This window comes from Winogradskya consettensis, from assembly GCF_018332715.1.
In the GTDB taxonomy this organism is placed as follows: Bacteria; Actinomycetota; Actinomycetes; order Mycobacteriales; family Micromonosporaceae; genus Actinoplanes; species Actinoplanes consettensis.
Genome location: NZ_BOQP01000022.1, coordinates 185,505 through 201,967 on the forward strand (window position 1 = coordinate 185,505; position 16,463 = coordinate 201,967).

16 protein-coding genes and 1 pseudogene are annotated in these 16,463 nt (G+C 68.9%); 10 read left to right on the forward strand and 7 right to left on the reverse strand.

Features of this window, described 5'->3' with window-relative positions; genetic code table 11:
* The first annotated feature begins 82 nt into the window (after positions 1 to 82).
* On the forward strand, positions 83 to 1,207 hold the full coding sequence (locus Aco04nite_RS22165; protein ID WP_212999148.1) for an erythromycin esterase family protein: 1,125 nt from the start codon (positions 83 to 85) through the stop codon (positions 1,205 to 1,207).
* Here Aco04nite_RS22165 and Aco04nite_RS22170 read toward each other — a convergent pair.
* Positions 1,181 to 2,104 carry a LysR family transcriptional regulator gene (locus Aco04nite_RS22170; protein WP_212999176.1) on the reverse strand — a complete coding sequence of 308 codons (924 nt, stop codon included), beginning with the start codon at positions 2,102 to 2,104 and terminating at the stop codon, positions 1,181 to 1,183. The two genes, Aco04nite_RS22165 and Aco04nite_RS22170, sit on opposite strands and share 27 nt — an antisense overlap.
* A gap of 161 nt (positions 2,105 to 2,265) precedes the next feature.
* On the opposite strand from Aco04nite_RS22170, the gene Aco04nite_RS22175 reads away from it, so the two are divergent.
* The 4 genes from Aco04nite_RS22175 to Aco04nite_RS22190 all read left to right on the forward strand — a co-directional run bounded on the left by Aco04nite_RS22175 (position 2,266) and on the right by Aco04nite_RS22190 (position 6,782).
* On the forward strand, positions 2,266 to 2,928 hold the full coding sequence (locus Aco04nite_RS22175) for a succinate dehydrogenase cytochrome b subunit (protein WP_280519367.1): 663 nt from the start codon (positions 2,266 to 2,268) through the stop codon (positions 2,926 to 2,928).
* Position 2,929: 1 nt separating this feature from the next.
* Positions 2,930 to 4,867: a fumarate reductase/succinate dehydrogenase flavoprotein subunit gene (locus Aco04nite_RS22180; RefSeq protein WP_212999149.1), complete on the forward strand. Its 1,938-nt coding sequence runs from the start codon at positions 2,930 to 2,932 to the stop codon at positions 4,865 to 4,867.
* The gene (locus Aco04nite_RS22185) at positions 4,867 to 5,610 is read left to right on the forward strand and encodes a succinate dehydrogenase/fumarate reductase iron-sulfur subunit (RefSeq protein WP_212999150.1); all 744 of its coding nucleotides are present in this window, start codon (positions 4,867 to 4,869) and stop codon (positions 5,608 to 5,610) included. The genes Aco04nite_RS22180 and Aco04nite_RS22185 overlap by 1 nt, the downstream gene beginning before the upstream one ends.
* Before the next feature lie 278 nt (positions 5,611 to 5,888).
* Positions 5,889 to 6,782 (forward strand): alpha/beta fold hydrolase, encoded by an 894-nt coding sequence (locus tag Aco04nite_RS22190; protein ID WP_212999151.1) that lies wholly within the window; start codon positions 5,889 to 5,891, stop codon positions 6,780 to 6,782.
* Here the strand turns inward: Aco04nite_RS22190 and Aco04nite_RS22195 are convergent.
* On the reverse strand, positions 6,760 to 7,650 hold the full coding sequence (locus tag Aco04nite_RS22195; RefSeq protein ID WP_212999152.1) for a LysR family transcriptional regulator: 891 nt from the start codon (positions 7,648 to 7,650) through the stop codon (positions 6,760 to 6,762). The two genes, Aco04nite_RS22190 and Aco04nite_RS22195, sit on opposite strands and share 23 nt — an antisense overlap.
* Before the next feature lie 78 nt (positions 7,651 to 7,728).
* Here Aco04nite_RS22195 and Aco04nite_RS22200 point away from each other — a divergent pair, with 78 nt between their 5' ends.
* Positions 7,729 to 8,973, forward strand: coding sequence for an MFS transporter (locus Aco04nite_RS22200; RefSeq protein ID WP_212999153.1), 1,245 nt, complete (start codon positions 7,729 to 7,731; stop codon positions 8,971 to 8,973).
* Complete coding sequence (locus Aco04nite_RS22205; RefSeq protein ID WP_212999154.1) at positions 8,963 to 9,550, forward strand: nucleoside/nucleotide kinase family protein; 588 nt, start codon at positions 8,963 to 8,965, stop codon at positions 9,548 to 9,550. The genes Aco04nite_RS22200 and Aco04nite_RS22205 overlap by 11 nt, the downstream gene beginning before the upstream one ends.
* Here the strand turns inward: Aco04nite_RS22205 and Aco04nite_RS22210 are convergent.
* Positions 9,493 to 10,242 (reverse strand): class I SAM-dependent methyltransferase, encoded by a 750-nt coding sequence (locus Aco04nite_RS22210; RefSeq protein ID WP_212999155.1) that lies wholly within the window; start codon positions 10,240 to 10,242, stop codon positions 9,493 to 9,495. The two genes, Aco04nite_RS22205 and Aco04nite_RS22210, sit on opposite strands and share 58 nt — an antisense overlap.
* A gap of 65 nt (positions 10,243 to 10,307) precedes the next feature.
* Entirely contained in the window at positions 10,308 to 10,931 is a 624-nt protein-coding gene (locus tag Aco04nite_RS22215; protein WP_212999156.1) for a TetR/AcrR family transcriptional regulator, read from the reverse strand.
* 106 nt (positions 10,932 to 11,037) lie between these two features.
* Between Aco04nite_RS22215 and Aco04nite_RS22220 the strand changes: the two genes are divergently transcribed.
* Positions 11,038 to 12,417 (forward strand): FAD-dependent monooxygenase, encoded by a 1,380-nt coding sequence (locus Aco04nite_RS22220; RefSeq protein WP_212999157.1) that lies wholly within the window; start codon positions 11,038 to 11,040, stop codon positions 12,415 to 12,417.
* Between the two features lie 174 nt (positions 12,418 to 12,591).
* Here Aco04nite_RS22220 and Aco04nite_RS22225 read toward each other — a convergent pair whose 3' ends face one another.
* Together Aco04nite_RS22225 and Aco04nite_RS22230 are read right to left on the reverse strand one after the other, a co-directional pair.
* Complete coding sequence (locus tag Aco04nite_RS22225; RefSeq protein ID WP_212999158.1) at positions 12,592 to 13,743, reverse strand: MFS transporter; 1,152 nt, start codon at positions 13,741 to 13,743, stop codon at positions 12,592 to 12,594.
* 52 nt (positions 13,744 to 13,795) lie between these two features.
* Positions 13,796 to 14,266, reverse strand: coding sequence for a hypothetical protein (locus tag Aco04nite_RS22230; RefSeq protein ID WP_212999159.1), 471 nt, complete (start codon positions 14,264 to 14,266; stop codon positions 13,796 to 13,798).
* A 46-nt stretch (positions 14,267 to 14,312) separates the two neighbouring features.
* On the opposite strand from Aco04nite_RS22230, the gene Aco04nite_RS22235 reads away from it, so the two are divergent.
* Positions 14,313 to 14,708, forward strand: a complete 396-nt coding sequence (locus Aco04nite_RS22235) for a hypothetical protein (RefSeq protein WP_212999160.1) — start codon at positions 14,313 to 14,315, stop codon at positions 14,706 to 14,708.
* Between the two features lie 72 nt (positions 14,709 to 14,780).
* A pseudogene (locus Aco04nite_RS49005) lies at positions 14,781 to 15,460 on the forward strand (DUF4240 domain-containing protein).
* Positions 15,461 to 15,664: 204 nt separating this feature from the next.
* On the opposite strand, the gene Aco04nite_RS22245 reads toward Aco04nite_RS49005, so the two are convergent.
* On the reverse strand, positions 15,665 to 16,267 hold the full coding sequence (locus Aco04nite_RS22245; RefSeq protein WP_244876189.1) for a hypothetical protein: 603 nt from the start codon (positions 16,265 to 16,267) through the stop codon (positions 15,665 to 15,667).
* Between the last annotated feature and the right edge of the window lie 196 nt (positions 16,268 to 16,463).

Below are 16,463 nucleotides of genomic sequence, written 5' to 3' on the forward strand. Positions count from 1 at the left end.
CTCATGCCGGCGGGGCGTGGTGCTGACAGCGAGCCTTGGTCAGTGACGCCTCGGGGCGCGGTGCGCAGTCTAAAGTGCTCGGATGCTCAAGGATTTCCGTACGTTCGTGGCTGAATCCGCAGTGCCGCTCGACCGGGTGGACGGCGGGCTGTTCGGGGATGCGCGGATCGTGGCGGTCGGGGAGAGTTCGCACTGGGTCGGGGAGTATTACGCGGTGCGGCAACGGCTGACGAGGGTGCTCGTTGAGCAGTGCGGGTTCGAGGTTGTTGCGATGGAGTCCGGGTTCAGTGAGGGCCTCGCTGTTGACGAGTGGGTGCGCGGCGGGGCCGGGGATCTGGACGAGCTGGTCGAGCGGGGCTTCACGTATCGGATGGGGCTGCTGCCCGAGATGCGCACGCAGCTCGAGTGGATGCGCGCGGCGAACAATCTGCGGTTTCTGGGACTGGACGTTTCTGGTTCGGCTACCTCGAACCTGCCCGCACTCGAGCATGTCCGGGCGCGACTGGAGGACGCCGAACTGCCCGTCATGGACGAACTGCTCGGGCTGACGCGGCGGTATGCGAGCGAGCACGGGCTGCTCGCGTACATGGCGTACGGAAAAATGGAACAGGGAGAGCGGGACCGGGCGACGGCCCTGCTCATCGATCTGCTGACCCGGCTGGAGATCCGGCGTGCGGACGCGACGACCCGGCACGAGCTGCGGCTTGCGGTTCTGCTCGATCAGCTGTTGCGGGGCAATCATGCGGCGCGCGACCTGGGCATGGCCGAGACGGCGTTGACCCGGACGGACAAAAAGACGGTCATCGGCGCGGCGAACAGTCACCTCCAGCGGGTGCCGATGCAGCTACCCGGACTGAGCGTTCCGACACTGGGTCACCATCTGCGGGATGAGCGTTTTCTGTCCATCGCCGTGACCGCGCTCAAGGGATGGACACCGACGCGACGCCGGGATCCGGATGCGCCCGGCGGGGTCGCGGTCGTGAACGCCGAACTGCCCGAGCCGAGGGCGGACAGCGTCGAGGCGGCGTTCGCAGGCGGAGACGTGGCGCAGCTCGTGGACCTCCGGCCCGCGCGGGGAAAGCTGAGCGGCCCGGCATGCGTACGCGTCATGGACAGTTTTCAAGACGTTGACGTGCTCACCGCGTACGACATGATCGTCTGTGTGCCTGAATTGTCGCCGTCAGAGTGGGTGGACGCCGACCGGTAGTTCACCCGTGGCGATGTGCTCGAGGATGGAGGTTCGCAGGGCCGAGGCTGCGTGCGGCAGGATTGCGCGGCGGCGGTGGGCGAGGGCGACCGTTCTGCGCATCCCCGGCGAAGCGAGCGGTGTGGCTCGCAGAAGCGGACGGTTGACCAGCACCATGCTCGGCACCAGGGCCACGCCCAGGCCGGCCTCGACGAAGGCCAGGACCGCGTCCATCTCGCCGCCCTCGACGGCGAAGCGTGGGGTGAAGCCGGCGCGGCGGCAGGCCTCGAGCGTGACGTCGCGCAGGTCGTAGCCTGGGCGGAACATCACCAGTGGCGTTTCGCGCAGCTCGTTCAATTCGACCTGAGCGTTCGTGGTCGGTGGAGGGCCCGAGAGAACAGAAGCGACCACCAGGCTTTCGCGCAGGACCGGCGCCGCGTGCAGCGACGGGTCGACGCCCTGTTCGGGGTGGACGATCAGGGCGAGGTCCAGGTCGCGGGCGAGCAGGTGGGCGATCATGTCCTGGGAGCTGCCCTCGTTGACGAGGAGTTCGACGTCGGGGTGTTCGGCGCGGAAGCGGCGCAGGACGGGTGGCACCAGCGAGGAGCAGAGGCTCGGGGTGGCTCCGACGCGTACGCGGCCGCGGCGGAGGCCGATGATCTCCTTAACCGCGTCCTGGGCGGCGTCGGCATCGGCGATCATCCTGCGGGCGTGCGGCAGGAGCGTTTCGCCCGCAGCCGTCAAAGCCACCGCATTCCGGACCCGCTCGAACAGCGGCGCGCCGAGCGTACTTTCCAGGCTGTGAATTTGCTTACTGAGCGTGGGCTGCGAGACGCCCAGAATGTCAGCCGCTTGGGTGAAATGCCGGGTTTCTTCTACCGCTAGGAAGTACCGAAGCTGCTGAAGCTGCACCTTGATAGCCTACGTCTATGATTACCTACCCGATCATGCATTAGACGAATCGGCCCAGCGTTTCTACCGTCCAAGGTGTGGCGGTAGATACCAGTACAACCCCGAAGGCGAAAGCCGGACCGGCGACAACGGTGCCGAAGGTCCAGGGCAAGCGGCGACCCCGTGGGGTGCGATCCTCGATCGCACTGAAGATCCTCATGGCGGTCACCGGCCTGCTGCTGGTCGGATTCCTGTACGTGCACATGATCGGCAACCTGAAGATCTTCTTCGGTGCCGAGACGTTCGATCACTACGCGCACTGGCTGCGCACGATCGGCACCCCGCTGCTGCCCCAGGACTGGTACCTGTGGATCCAGCGGGCGGTGCTGACCTTCGCCGTGATCGGGCACATCACCGCGGCCGTCATCCTGGCCCGCCGTGCCGGCAAGGCCCGGCCGGTGAAGTATGCGCACCGGCCCAAGGTCCAGGGCAGCTACGCGGCGCGCACGATGCGCTGGGGCGGCGTGATCGTCCTGCTCTTCATCATCTACCACATCCTCGACCTCACGACCGGCACGCTGAACCCCAACGGCAAGCCCGGCGAGGTGTACGCGAACGTGGCCGCCGACTTCGCGCCGAGCCGCTGGTACGTGACGCTGTTCTACACGCTCTCCATCGTGGCCGTGGGCTTCCACCTGCGGCACGGGCTGTGGAGCGCCGCCCGCACCCTGGGCCAGCAGCGCCCGCACGGCGAGAAGATCGCCCGGGCCGTGGCGCTGGTGCTCTCCGTCGTCCTGGTCGTCGGCTACCTGTCGGTGCCGTTCGCCGTGCTCATCGGATTGGTGGACTGACATGACCTTCTGGAACGAAGGCGACGCGATCGCCGACCAGGCCGCGCCGGACGGGCCCATCGAGACCCGCTGGGAGCGCCGCAAGTTCGAAGCCAAGCTGGTCAACCCGGCCAACCGGCGCAAGCTGAGCGTCATCGTGATCGGCACCGGCCTGGCCGGCGGCTCGGCGGCGGCGACGCTCGCCGAGGCCGGTTACAAGGTCCGCTCGTACTGCTACCAGGACAGCCCGCGCCGCGCGCACTCGATCGCCGCGCAGGGTGGCATCAACGCCGCGAAGAACTACCGCAACGACGGCGACTCCACCTACCGGCTGTTCTACGACACGGTCAAGGGCGGCGACTTCCGCGCCCGCGAATCGAACGTCTACCGCCTCGCCGAGGTCAGCGCGAACATCATCGACCAGTGCGTCGCGCAGGGCGTCCCGTTCGCCCGCGAGTACGGCGGCCTGCTCGACAACCGCTCCTTCGGTGGTACGCAGGTGTCACGCACGTTCTACGCCCGCGGGCAGACGGGTCAGCAGCTGCTGCTCGGCGCGTACCAGGCGATGGAACGTCAGATCGGGCTCGGCAACATCGAGATGTTCGCCCGCCACGAGATGCTCGAGCTGGTCATCGTGGACGGCAAGGCGCGGGGCGTGGTCGTACGCGACCTGGTCACCGGCGAGATCTCCACCGACCTGGCCGACGCCGTCGTGCTCGCCTCGGGTGGCTACGGCAACGTGTTCTTCCTGTCGACGAACGCCATGGGCTGCAACGTCACGGCGAGCTGGCGGGCGCACCGCAAGGGCGCTCTCTTCGCGAACCCCTGCTACACGCAGATCCACCCGACGTGCATCCCCGAGTCCGGTTCGCACCAGAGCAAGCTCACGCTGATGAGCGAGTCGTTGCGTAACGACGGGCGGGTCTGGGTGCCCAAGGTCGGCACGGACAAACGCGCCCCGGGCGACATCCCCGAGGACGAGCGCGACTACTACCTCGAGCGGATCTACCCGTCGTTCGGCAACCTGGTCCCGCGGGACATCGCGTCGCGCGCGGCGAAGAACGTCTGCGACGAGGGTCGCGGTGTCGGGCCCGGTGGGCTCGGTGTCTACCTCGACTTCGCCGACGCGATCGAGCGGCTCGGCCAGCCCGCCGTCGAGGCGAAGTACGGCAACCTGTTCGAGATGTACCAGCGGATCACGGGCGACGACCCGTACGAGACGCCGATGCGCATCTACCCTGCCGTGCACTACACGATGGGTGGCCTCTGGGTCGACTACGACCTGCAGTCGACGATCCCCGGCCTGTTCGTCGTCGGTGAGGCCAACTTCTCCGACCACGGCGCGAACCGGCTCGGTGCCTCGGCGCTGATGCAGGGGCTGGCGGACGGCTACTTCGTGCTGCCGTACACGCTCGCCAACTATCTCGCGTCCAGCTCGCACGACACGATCTCGCCGGACCACGAGCAGGTCGTCGCGGCCCGCCGGCAGGTCGAGGAGCGGCTCGAGAAGCTGCTCAGCATCAACGGCGACCGCACCGTCGACTCGTTCCACCGCGAACTCGGCCACATCATGTGGGAGTACTGCGGCATGGAACGTACGGAGGAGGGCCTGAGCAAGGCCATCTCGCTCATCCGCGGCCTGCGCGAGGAGTTCTGGACCCGGGTGAAGGTCCCGGGCACCGGCGAGCAGCTCAACCAGAACCTCGAGAAGGCCGGCCGCGTCGCCGACTTCCTCGAGCTGGGCGAGCTCATGTGCATCGACGCGCTGCACCGCGGCGAGTCGGCCGGCGGCCACTTCCGCGCCGAGAGCCAGACCCCCGACGGCGAGGCGCTGCGCCACGACGACGAGTTCAGCTACGTGGGCGCGTGGGAGTTCACCGGCACCGGCCAGGCGCCGACGCTGCACAAGGAGCAGCTCGAATTCGAATACGTCCACCCGAGCACGCGGAGCTACAAGTAATGGACATCCAGGTACGCGTGTGGCGCCAGGCCGGCCCTTCCGACAAGGGCAAGATGGTGACCTATGACGTGAAGGACATCTCGCCCGACGCCAGCTTCCTCGAGATGCTCGACGTCCTCAACGAGAACCTCATCCTCAGCGGCGACGAGCCGGTCGCGTTCGACCACGACTGCCGCGAGGGCATCTGCGGCGCCTGCGGCATGATGATCAACGGCGTGGCCCACGGCCCCGAGAAGGCCACCACCACCTGCCAGCTCCACATGCGCCACTTCAACGACGGCGACACGATCGACGTCGAGCCGTGGCGCGCTGCCCCCTTCCCGGTGATCAAGGACCTGGTGGTCAACCGCGGTGCCTTCGACCGCATCATCCAGGCCGGCGGCTACATCACCGCCCCGACGGGTACGGCCCCCGAGGCGCACTCCACGCCGGTCCCCAAGCCCGACGCGGACCTCGCCTTCGAAGCGGCCACCTGCATCGGCTGCGGCGCCTGCGTCGCGGCCTGCCCCAACGGCTCCTCGATGCTGTTCACCGCGGCGAAGGTCGCCCACCTCGGCCTCATGCCCCAGGGCCAGCCCGAGCGGGCCACCCGCGTGGTCGACATGCTGGAGGCCCAGGACGACGCCGGCTTCGGCGGCTGCACCAACATGGGCGAGTGCACCACGGTCTGCCCCAAGGGCATCCCCCTCACCCTGATCGGCCGCCTCAACGCCGACTACCGCAAGAGCGTCCGCGGCAACTGACCGTTCCTCCAGCAAGCGGCGGCCCAGACCTTTCCGGGCCGCCGCTTCCTGCTTTGCCGGTACGCGTCGAGCGCGTTGCTGTCACCCCATGAGGACGCCTGCTGACAGGTGGGTCGGTCCAGCTCGGGCCGACGCAGGGTGGGGTTAACCCCCGGGTGATCTTGGTGCTGGCGGTAAGGGGAAGTCTGGGGTCAGCAGGGTCGATCGGGCGGGTGCGGAGATCGAGACTTGTGGTTGTTCGGCGCCGTTCGGGTGCCGCGTTCCCCCAAGGAAATGCCATGACCTTGAAACGCCGCTGGGCTCCCCTGACTCTTGCGTTGCCGGCGGTCCTCGCCTGCGGCCTGGCCGCATGCAGCGAGACCCCGGAGGCTGCTCCCCCCGCGCCTGCCGCTTCGAGCGTGCCCGTTACGTCCAGTGCGCCGGCGGATCCGACGGTGCGCATGGTCAGCCGGGACGGGCGGCGGCTGGCGTTTCATGTGACGCCGGGGAAGTTGCCCGCGATCGTGCTGGATGCCGGCGGTGGCGAGGACTCGTCCTACTGGAAGACGCTGGTGCCGCAGATCTCGCAGGCGACCGGGTCCGAGGTCATCACCTACGACCGGGCCGGGATGGGTGACAGCGACGAGGTGCCGGGGGCGTGGGATCCGGTTCGGGCGGCCGGTGATCTCAAGGCCGGGCTGACCGAGCTCGGGGTGACGGATGACGTTGTTCTGGTGTCGCATTCGCAGGCCGGGGAGGTGGCGACGTACTTCGTGCGGGAGAACCCGGGGTGGGTGGACGGCGCGGTGCTCGTCGATGCGAACCTGCCGCCGTTCTTCACCGAGGCGGAGGTCGAGCGGATCGTGGCGGTGAACGGGCCGCAGATCGAGGCGTTGAAGCAGCAGCCGTCCACGAGGGAGAACAGGCAGCTGATCGCTACGGCGGAGAACTTCGGGCCGGTGCACAACGCGTACCACGAGGTGTCGTGGCCCGCGGATGTCCCGAAGACCGTGATCGTGTCGGAGAAGACGCCTTTTGACGGGTCTCCGGAGGATGCGCAGCGGTGGCGGGACGCGGCCGAGAGCTTTGCTGCGCCGGGCAAGGTCGTCACCGCGGAGGGGAGCTCGCACGACGTGCCGCTGGACCGGCCGGAGCTGGTGCTCGCCCAGGTCACGGAGATGGCCGCCCGCTGAGGGCCAGCGCGGTGAGCCGGGAGGCCGCCGCACTGAGCAGCCGGTCGCGGGATGTGCCGACGCTGACGCGCATGCTCAGGTCGACGTCCTGGAGGGTGATCCAATGCAGCCGCTCGTCGGCCTCGGCGAGATATTGCGGCAGGAAGCCCACGCCGAGGCCGTTCGCCACCAGGGCCGCGAAATCGTTGGTGTCGGAGGTTTCCAGCTGGACGTCGCGGCGCAGGCCGCGGCGGCGGAACTCGATGTCGAGCAGGGTGCGGCTCGCGAAGCCTTCGCGGTAGTCGACGAACCGCAGGGACGCCGTGTCGGCGAGCAGGATGCGGCTGCGGCCCGCCAGCGGGTGTCCGGCTGGCACGGCGAGACCGAGTGGGGAGCTGGCGAGTTCGTCGATCTGCAGGCCCGGATAGTCGTCCGGGGTCGCCGACAGGAACGCCAGGTCGATGTCGCCGCGGCGGAGTTGCTCGGCGAGGCCCGCCGTGCCGGTCGCGGCCGGGGCGAGGTGCATCGTGACGTCGGGGTGGTCGTGGCTGAAGCGGCCGAGCAGTTCAGGGATGTCGAAGAGCGTGACGTTGGTCATGTAGCCGATGCGGATAGCACCGGAGAGGCCCCCGCTGACCGCCTCGACGGCGTCGCGCGCGGCGCGGAAAGCGTCGAGGATCAGGGTGGCGTGCGGCAGCAGGGCCTGGCCGGCCGCAGTCGGCACGACGCGGCGGGTGGTGCGGTCGAAAAGGCGCTCACCCAGGTCGGATTCGAGGGCGGCGACGGTGGCGGAGACCGCGGACTGCACGAGGTGCAGGTGCGTGGCGGCGCGGGTGAAGCTGCCCTCGCGGGCCACCGCGGCGAAGACCTCCAGCTGCCGGTTGTCCATGATTCATCTCCCCTGGCGATCAATGGCATCATAGATCAGCGTTGGACCCGATGGATCAAGGCTCGCACACTGGGACACATGACAACGCTGCAAGCCGCACCCCGCCCGGCCGTCGAGACGAGAGGCGGGATCGGTCACGGCACCGGGTTCTGGATCGCCGCGGCCGCGTTCCTGGTGGTCATGGCGTACAGCACGGTGCCGACCCCGCTGTGGTCGCTCTACCAGCGGCGCGACGGCTTCTCGACATTCGCTGTCACGGTTGCCTTCGCGGCGTACGCCGTGGGCGTCGTGATCAGCCTCTTCCTCGCCGGTCACCTCGGCGACTCGCTGGGCCGCCGCAAGATCCTGCTGCCCGCCATCGGCCTCGAGATCGTGTCCGCGATCCTGTTCATCGTCTGGCCCGAACTGCCCGGCCTGATCGTGGCGCGGGTGATCTCGGGGCTCGGCATCGGCATGCTCACGGCGACGGTGACTGCGCACATTCTCGACCTGCACCTCAAGTCGCGGCCCGGGGCGAGCCCCGCACGCGGCCAGATCGTGTCGGGCGCGGCGAACCTGGGCGGCTTCGGGATCGGCGCGCTCATCTCCGGAGTGCTCGCGCGGTGGGTGAGCGGGCCGCTCGTCACGCCGTACGAAGTCTTCCTCGTGCTGTTGATCCTTGCTTTCGCCGGCATCGCACTGGTCCCCGAGACCGCGACCCGCCCGCAGGTCCGCCCCGCCTACCGGCCCCAGCGCGTACGGGTCCCGCGCGACGCCCGTGCCCGCTTCTTCCTGGCCGGCGGCACAGCGTTCGCGGCCTTCTCGGTGCTCGGCCTGTTCACCTCGCTCGCCCCGGTCTTCGTCTCCGGCCAGCTCCACATCACGTCACGTGCCACGGCCGGGTTCGTCGTGTTCCTCACGTTCGCCGCGGCCGCGTTGTCCCAGATCGCCGTGCGGTCGCTGAGCGTACGCACCCAGGTCATCCTCGGCACGGTCCTGCTGGTCGCCGGAATCGCCACGCTGGCGACGGTCGTGGTGAGCGTCGGCAGCATCTACTTCTTCGTGCTGGGCGGCATCATCAGCGGCGCGGGCGCCGGCACGCTCTTCAAGGCGGCGCTCGCGGTGGCCGCGACGCTCGCCCCGGCGGAGAACCGCGGCGAGGTGCTCGCGGGGATCTTCCTGATCGGCTACATCGGCCTGACCGTCCCGGTGGTCGGCATCGGCGTCGCCACCCTGTCGGTCAGCCTCGCGGCCGCCCTGGTCGGCTTCGCTGTCGTCATCATCGCGATCACCCTGATCGCAGCGGTCCCGCTGATCGCCGCGCTGGGCCGCAATGCTGCCTGACCTTCTCTCCGTACGCCGTCCACAGCGCATCGCCGTGGACGGCGTCGACGGTGTGGGCAAGACGACGTACGCCACCCGGCTCGCCGCCGACCTCAACGCCGCCGGCCGCCCCGCCGTGCAGATCAGCGTCGACGGCTTCCACCACCCGAGGGCGATCAGGCACCGCCGGGGCAGGGACTCCCCGGAAGGCTTCTGGCTCGACTCGTACGACTACCCGGCACTGATCAGAAACGTCCTCGCCCCGTTCGGCCCCGGCGGCGACCGGCGTTACCGACCGGCCGCGCACGATGTGCGTACCGATCAGGTTCTGGATCTGCCCTGGCAGCAGGCCGCACCGGACACGATCCTGGTGATGGACGGCCTGTTCCTGCACCGCGACGAGCTGCGGGGCTACTGGGATTTTTCGGTCTTCCTCTCCGCGCCGTTCGAGGTGACCGTGCCGCGGATGGCGGCGCGCGACGGCTCGCACCCGGACCCGGACCATCCCTCACAGGCCCGATACGTCCAGGGACAGCGGCTCTACTTCGCGGCCTGCCGCCCGTGGGAACGCGCATCCGTGGTGATCGACGCGACCTGAGCGACGAACACGAATTCGCGGCCGGGCCGGTCCGGGGCCTCCCGCACGTCCAACACATCGAAACCGCCGGCCGTCAGGCTCGCCTCGATCTCGGCGCGGTCGCGGAACCGCAGGGTCGAGTCGGAGGTGAGGACGGCGCCGTCGGACGCGAAGCGGAAGCTGTATCGGAACGACACGTACGGCGGGGTCACGTCGAGCAACTCGAAGCGGCGCTCCACACCGTCGCGGGTCTCGGTGCGGGGGACCCACTCCTCCCAGGCGCGGCGTTCGGGGCGGCGGGTCTCGAAGACGAAGCGGCCACCCGGACAGAGCGCGCCCCGGATGCCTCGCAGGGTCGCGGCCCAATCGGCGTCGGTCAGGAAGACCTGCGCGACGTTGCCGGTCATGATCGCCAGGTCCGCCCCGATCGCCGACACCGACGCCGCGTCCCCGTGGATCCACGTCACACGCTCGCCACCGGCCCTCGACCTGGCAATCTCCAGGGAAGCCGCCGCCGGGTCAATTCCCGTCACGGTACGCCCGCCGCCCGCCAGCAGCACCGCCAGACTTCCCGTCCCGCACCCGACATCGAGCACGCTTCTCGCGCCGAACTCATCCGCGATCGCGACGTAGTGCACCAGGTCGCCGCGCTCGCCGTCGAACGCGTCGTAGACCGCAGCCAACCGCGGCTCCGCAAAAATGGCGTCAGGCACGCGGCCGGCTCTCCAAAGCCCGGCCCGCCTCAGACGCCCGGCCGGCCTCAGAAGCCCGGCCCGCCTCAGGCACGCGGGCCACCGATGCCCGCGTAGATGAACGAGGTGAGCGTCTCGATCGCCTCGTCGTCGGTGAGCTCGTGGCCCAGGCTCGATTTGCCGCCCGGCTGCCACATCGACGCGAAGCCGGAGAGCAGGGCCGTATACGCGGCGGCCAGCACGAGCGGATCGCCCGGCAGCACGAATCCGGCGTCGCGAGCGCGGGTCAGGTGGTCGGCCATGTGGTGCAGGTCCGGTTCGGACAGTTCGCGGGAGCGGCGGGCGAACTCCGGGTCGACGATCGCGGCCTGCTGCAGGGCGTCCATGACCACGCGGTGGTCACGGTAGAAGCCCCAGTACGACGCGACGTGCCAGCGCACGGCGTCCCGGTCGCTGAAGTCGTCGCTGTGACCCTCGGTGAGCGTCGACGCGTCACCCTGGGCGAGCAGGTCGCTGAGGAGCGATTCGAGCAGCGCTTCCTTGTTGGTGAAGTGCGTGTAGAAGGATCCCGCTGCCCGGCCCGCCTCCGCCGTGATGTCGGTGATCTTCGTGTTCAGGTAGCCGAGCCGCGCGAACACCCGTACCGCTGCGGCCTTGAGCTCTGCCCCGGTCTGCGCGGCCTGCTGCCGCCGCACCCCTGCCGCCGTCATTCCCGCCCTCTTCCGCTCTCTTCGCCCTTGACGCAGATTAGCAGTCCGTTCTACGGTGAACCCAGATTCAGTGAATACAAATTCACCAAAACCGAGGGGGCTCACCATGGACGTACTGATCGCTGGAGCCGGACCAACCGGCCTGACGCTCGCCATCGAACTGCAGCGCCGCGGGGTGCCGCACCGCATCGTCGAGGCCTCGCCGGAGCCGTTCCAGGGCTCACGGGGCAAGGGTCTCCAGCCGCGGACCCTGGAAGTGCTCGACGACCTCGGCGTGCTCGACCGCTTCCTGGCAGGCGGCGCCGACTACCCGATGCTGCGCATCCACCGCCCCGACGGCCAGGAACTCGACTGGTCGATGGCCGAACGACTCGACCCCACACCCGACGTGCCGCACCCGAACTCGTGGATGGTGCCGCAGTGGCGCACCGGCGAGCTGCTCGCCGCCCGGCTGGAGCAACTCGGCGGCAAGATCGAGTACGGCGTCGGCGTCACCGCACTCGACGGCACCACCGCCACCCTGAGCACGGGCGAGACCGTGACCGCACGGTACGTCGTCGGCGCGGACGGTGGCCGGAGCACCATCCGGCGCTCGATCGGCGTCGGCTTCGAAGGGGAGACGTTCGAGACGCAGACCATGCTGATCGCGGACGTACGCCTGACCGGTCTGAGCCGCGACGTCTGGCACATATGGCCGGGGCCTGACGGGCGTACCCCACTGCTCGGCCTGTGCCCTTTGCCCGGCACCGACCTGTGGCAACTCACCGCCCCGGCCGAGCAGTCACCCGAGAGGATCGTCGCGGAAGTGGCACCGCAGGTGACGCTGACCGACGTCGGCTGGACGTCGCAGTTCCGCGCCAACATGCGCATGGTCGACCACTACCGCGTGGGCAACGTCTTCCTCGCCGGGGACGCCGCGCACGTGCACTCCCCCGCCGGCGGTCAGGGCCTCAACACCGGCATCCAGGACGCCTACAACCTCGGCTGGAAACTCGCCACCGGCAACGACGCCCTGCTCGACACGTACGAGACGGAGCGCCTACCCGTCGCCGCCGCCGTCCTCGGCATCAGCACCCACCTCCACAACAAGCAGGGCAAAGAGGCCGCCGAGCAAGCCATGCGCCGCGACGACCCCGCGCTGCGACAGTTGTCCCTGAACTACCGCGGCGGCCCCCTGGCGATCGACCACCGGCCGTCGCCGGGAGCGGTGCGGGCCGGCGACCGCGCCCCGGACGCTCCCCTCGCCGAGGGCGCGCGCATCTTCGACCTGCTCCGCGGTCCACACTGGACCCTGCTCGCCTTCGACACCCCGGCCCCCACCATGCCACCGAGCGTGCACGTGGTGCAGGTGGACGACCCCGACGGTCACGCCCACCGCTCCTACGACATCCAAGAACCCACCCTCATCCTCGTACGCCCGGACAACTACATCGCCGTCGTCACGTCCCATTCCGCCGACCTCCTGGCGTTCCCCTTCCTGAGCTGACCCGACAGGCCGCCGCCCCTCTCCCACACTCACGGCCAGGCGACAGGCCGCCACCCCTCTCCCACACTCACGGCCGGCGACAGGCCGCTGCCCGGCTTACGCTCACGGCCGGGCGACAGGCCGCTGCCCTGCTTACGCTCACGGCCGGGCGACAGGCCGCTGCCCTGCTTACGCTCACGGCCGGGCGACAGGCTGGCGTTTCTTGGCGGCGCTGGCGGCGGCGGCCAGGCAACAGGCTGCGGCGAGGGCCAGGGTCGGGCGGGCGCCGAGGTGGACGGCGGCGGAGCCGAGCGGGTTGAGCAGGGCGATCGGCCCGAACATGACCGTGTTGGCGGTGGCGGAGACCCGCCCGAGCAGGTGATCCGGGGTGTGGGTCTGCACCGCCGTCACCGCCGCGATCAGCGTCCACGGCAGACCGATTCCGCCGATGACAGCGCCCACCACCAGCGCCGGCCACCACGGCAGGCACTTCAACAGCAAGCTCGCCGTGAACAGCACCGCCCCCGCCGCCGCAGTGAACACGACACCACGCCGAGCAATCATCCGCCCCGCGACAAGGCCGGCGACGATCGAGCCGGCACCCTGGGCGCTGAGCAGCACCCCGAGGAACGTGCTCGGCAGGGCGAGATCGTCGACAACCACGGCGTACTGCGGCGCCGTAGCGAACGCCGACATCCCGATCGCCACCGCAGCCACGCCGACAGTCATCCTCGTGACGCCCGAAACCACGCCGAACCCAGGCCACTTTTCGGACTTTTCTGTTTTGTCGATTCTGGCCAGCCGCAGCATTCCGTAGAGCACGGCCCCGATCAGCGGCAACACGGCGCTGAGCAGGGCAACGGACGGGCCACCGTGCCACGCGTACAGTCCGGCGCCGGCGGCCGGAGAGATCAGCTTCATACCCTCCTGCGCACTGGACCGCCACCCGTTGACGTGCCCCAGCTCATCGCGGGACAGGGCGGACGGCAGCACCGCGGACTCCCCCGCGTCGAGCAGCACGTAACTGAGCCCGTACACAAAGGAGACAAAATAGATGAGCCCCGGACCGGCGGCGACGACGAGCGTGAGCAGCGACCCGGCCAGCACGAGATTGGTGCCGATGAGCAGCAACCGCCGCGGCACCCGATCAACGAGCCCACCCAGCCACGGCCCGGCCAGCGTCGGCGCGTAGACGCAGAACCCCGCCAGCCCAGCCAGACTCGGCGACCCGGTCAGATCGAGGATCCAGATCCCCGCCACCAGCGACATCGCGCTGCTCCCGAACCCGGCCAGCACAGAGATCGCCACGAAAAGCACGGCATTGCGCCCCCGACCTTGAGCCTCCATGGCTCAAATCCTGAAGACCATCCATGGGTACGCGCAACGCACACCATCCCCGTCAACCATCAGTTGACAAGGCACCTCTCACCTTGCGAACAGCGATCCCCACATACCCCGGAACCCTGACCCCGCGCAGGTCGTCAACGGCCTGAGCAGCAAGCGCGAACAGCCCGCCCGGAGCCGCATCCAGCGCGGTCTCCACGGTCACCCGCACCAGCTCCGCCCGCGTGAACCTCGACCCCCAACGCCGATCCGCCGCGATGCTCCGGTGCAGCTCAGTGACGGCAGCACGAAGAACGACGATGCTGTGCGCGTACCTGAAGTCATGATCGTCCCGACGCCCCCGAGCCGCGGCAACCAGCCGCTGCCGCCGCTGCTCCGCGGCCTGCCGACTCCCCAGCCCGAGCGCCCCGGCCACCTGCCCCCAGGTCGCCCCACCCTGCCGGGCCCGCTCGATCAACTCCAGCTCCCGCTCCTCCAACCGAGCCCGAGCCGGCCCGATCTCAGCGAGATCCTCCAGATCACCCACTCGTCAACAGTACGTTGACACCGCCCTCATCCGTCATCCTTGACCGGTGTTCGCCTGCTACGTGCTGATCGAGAACCGCTCACAGTCCTCCCTGCTGGGCGACCGTTCACGTGGGCAGGCCGAATCGGCCAACGCCACCTGGACCCTGCTCGTCGACCAGCACTTCGCATTCGGCGACGCAGACCCCGAACTGCGCCGATGGTCGACCGGCACCCGAGTCGCCCGCCTGCACGTACTCGAAGACTTCGCCCACGCCACAGCCTGGACCGACGGCAACCTCGACTGGGAAATCTCCTACGAAGCAGAACTGGACAACTTCCCGCTCACGTCGCACGCCTTCCCCTACGACCTAGCCACCCTGGTCCCCACCGAGGACCCGGGGGCCTGGCTCCAAGCCCCAGCGGCAGCGATCCAGCGTCTGACGAACTGGCACCCCGGCTAACTTGTCCTTCGTGGACCTCGCCCGCCCCAGGCTGGCGGGGGCAGCAGAATGTGATTGCCTAAGGTCCGAGTCGTGGATGAAGCAGACTTCTGGCAGTTCCTGGAACGATCCGGCGAGGCCGAAACGAACCCGGCACGAAGGACCGCGTGGCTGGAGGCCCGGCTGAGCCGCATCGCCCTGACGCACGTGGTCGACTTCCAGATCCATGTGGACACGGCACGGAAACCGCTCGACACGTACGACATGTGGGGAGCTGCCAACCAGCTCATGCAAGGCCTCTGCAGCAGCGACGGCTCTGGTACTTCCAGCCCTGGCTCATCGGCCAGGGCCGCCACTGGTGGCAGCACGCCGCCCGCAACCCCGACAACCTCGCCGACATCCCCGCAGTGCAGGCCCTCGCCAACCGCGACCGCGATGTTCTGCCGGACGCCGACTGGCCCCACTGGGAAGACCTCGCCACCGTAGCCGCCAATGTCCACGACCACGCCACCGGCGAGGAGGACAGCATCGACGACGCCCTCGACCGGCGCGGCCATCGCCGCCCGTCCGATCCCTGCCCCACCGGCACCCCCTGGGACGCCGACAGCCTCCCCGAATCGAGAAGCGCCTCCCCCGGCTCAGCCGCCTGTTCCCCCGCCATCGCGATTTCAGGCCCTGACAAGATTTTCGGTCAGGCGTCCACTGCGGCGATGGCCCCATTCATCGCCTACGTACGCCGAAAGGAGTGGGATTGCATTTCCAGCGAAACGTGATGACCCCCGCTCTGGCTTCCCGCACCCGGCTGGCCCGCGCCAGGTGGCTGCCGTCAGAACGACATCCGGACCGTGAAAATCCTCCGCGACGGCGCCTTACCGTATGAACCCTTCCCCCATGGCGCGTACTACCGCCTCGACGGGCAACGGCGCGGTCATCTGGCCATGATCGCCCGCGGATCGGCCCGGCGCGCCCGGTTGCCGTCAATCTCCGTGGCCCGCCGGAACGTACGAGTGCGGGGCTTGCAACCATCGGCTCAGATATCTGGAACGGACGGTGCCGGTGAGCAGACCCGTGAGCACTGCGGCGAACCCACCGCTCTCAAACTGCTCGAAGTAGGGCCCTCGTTCGCGGAGCACCACGGGATGGTCAGCGGCCACAACGCCGGGCTTGACGTGCCAGAAGAGGAAATCTCCGTTAGGGGTTCCGCCCCAGGAGATCAGGTCGTCGCCGGGCTGGAACCAGTCAGGAACATCATCCCCCTCCCACCGGGACGAGTCACCCAGCGCCCAAGGCCGTCCCCCGATGACATCGTCATCACCGCCACCAAACCAGATCCGGCACGTCTCCTGCGCAGTCTCGTTGTGGTCCAGCAGATCAGTCCAACCGACCGCTGCATCCGGGGCGCAGACAAACAGATGATCGTCGACAACACCCGGCCCGTACGCGTCAACAAAACGCTTGTAGTCCCCCGGCAGCTCAGCCCCCAGCACCGTCTCAACGGCACCCCAGTCCGACGACCGCCGACGCACCGTATCCAACGGCGGCAGCCCCAGCAGCTCCACCAACTCGGCAAGATCATCCACGCACCGATCGTGCCTGCGCCCCCACGAATCTGGCAACAGGCGCATGCTCCTGAGCCTCGCGATGGTCACCGATTCCACCGCAGCCGGACCAGCCACAGCAGCAAGCAACCCTCGCGAAACGCGGCCGGATTGCGGCGACTGGGGGTCTGTAAAGAGAACGGTGTAACTCAATTTCTTGGGGGTTAGTTTCGGCTGG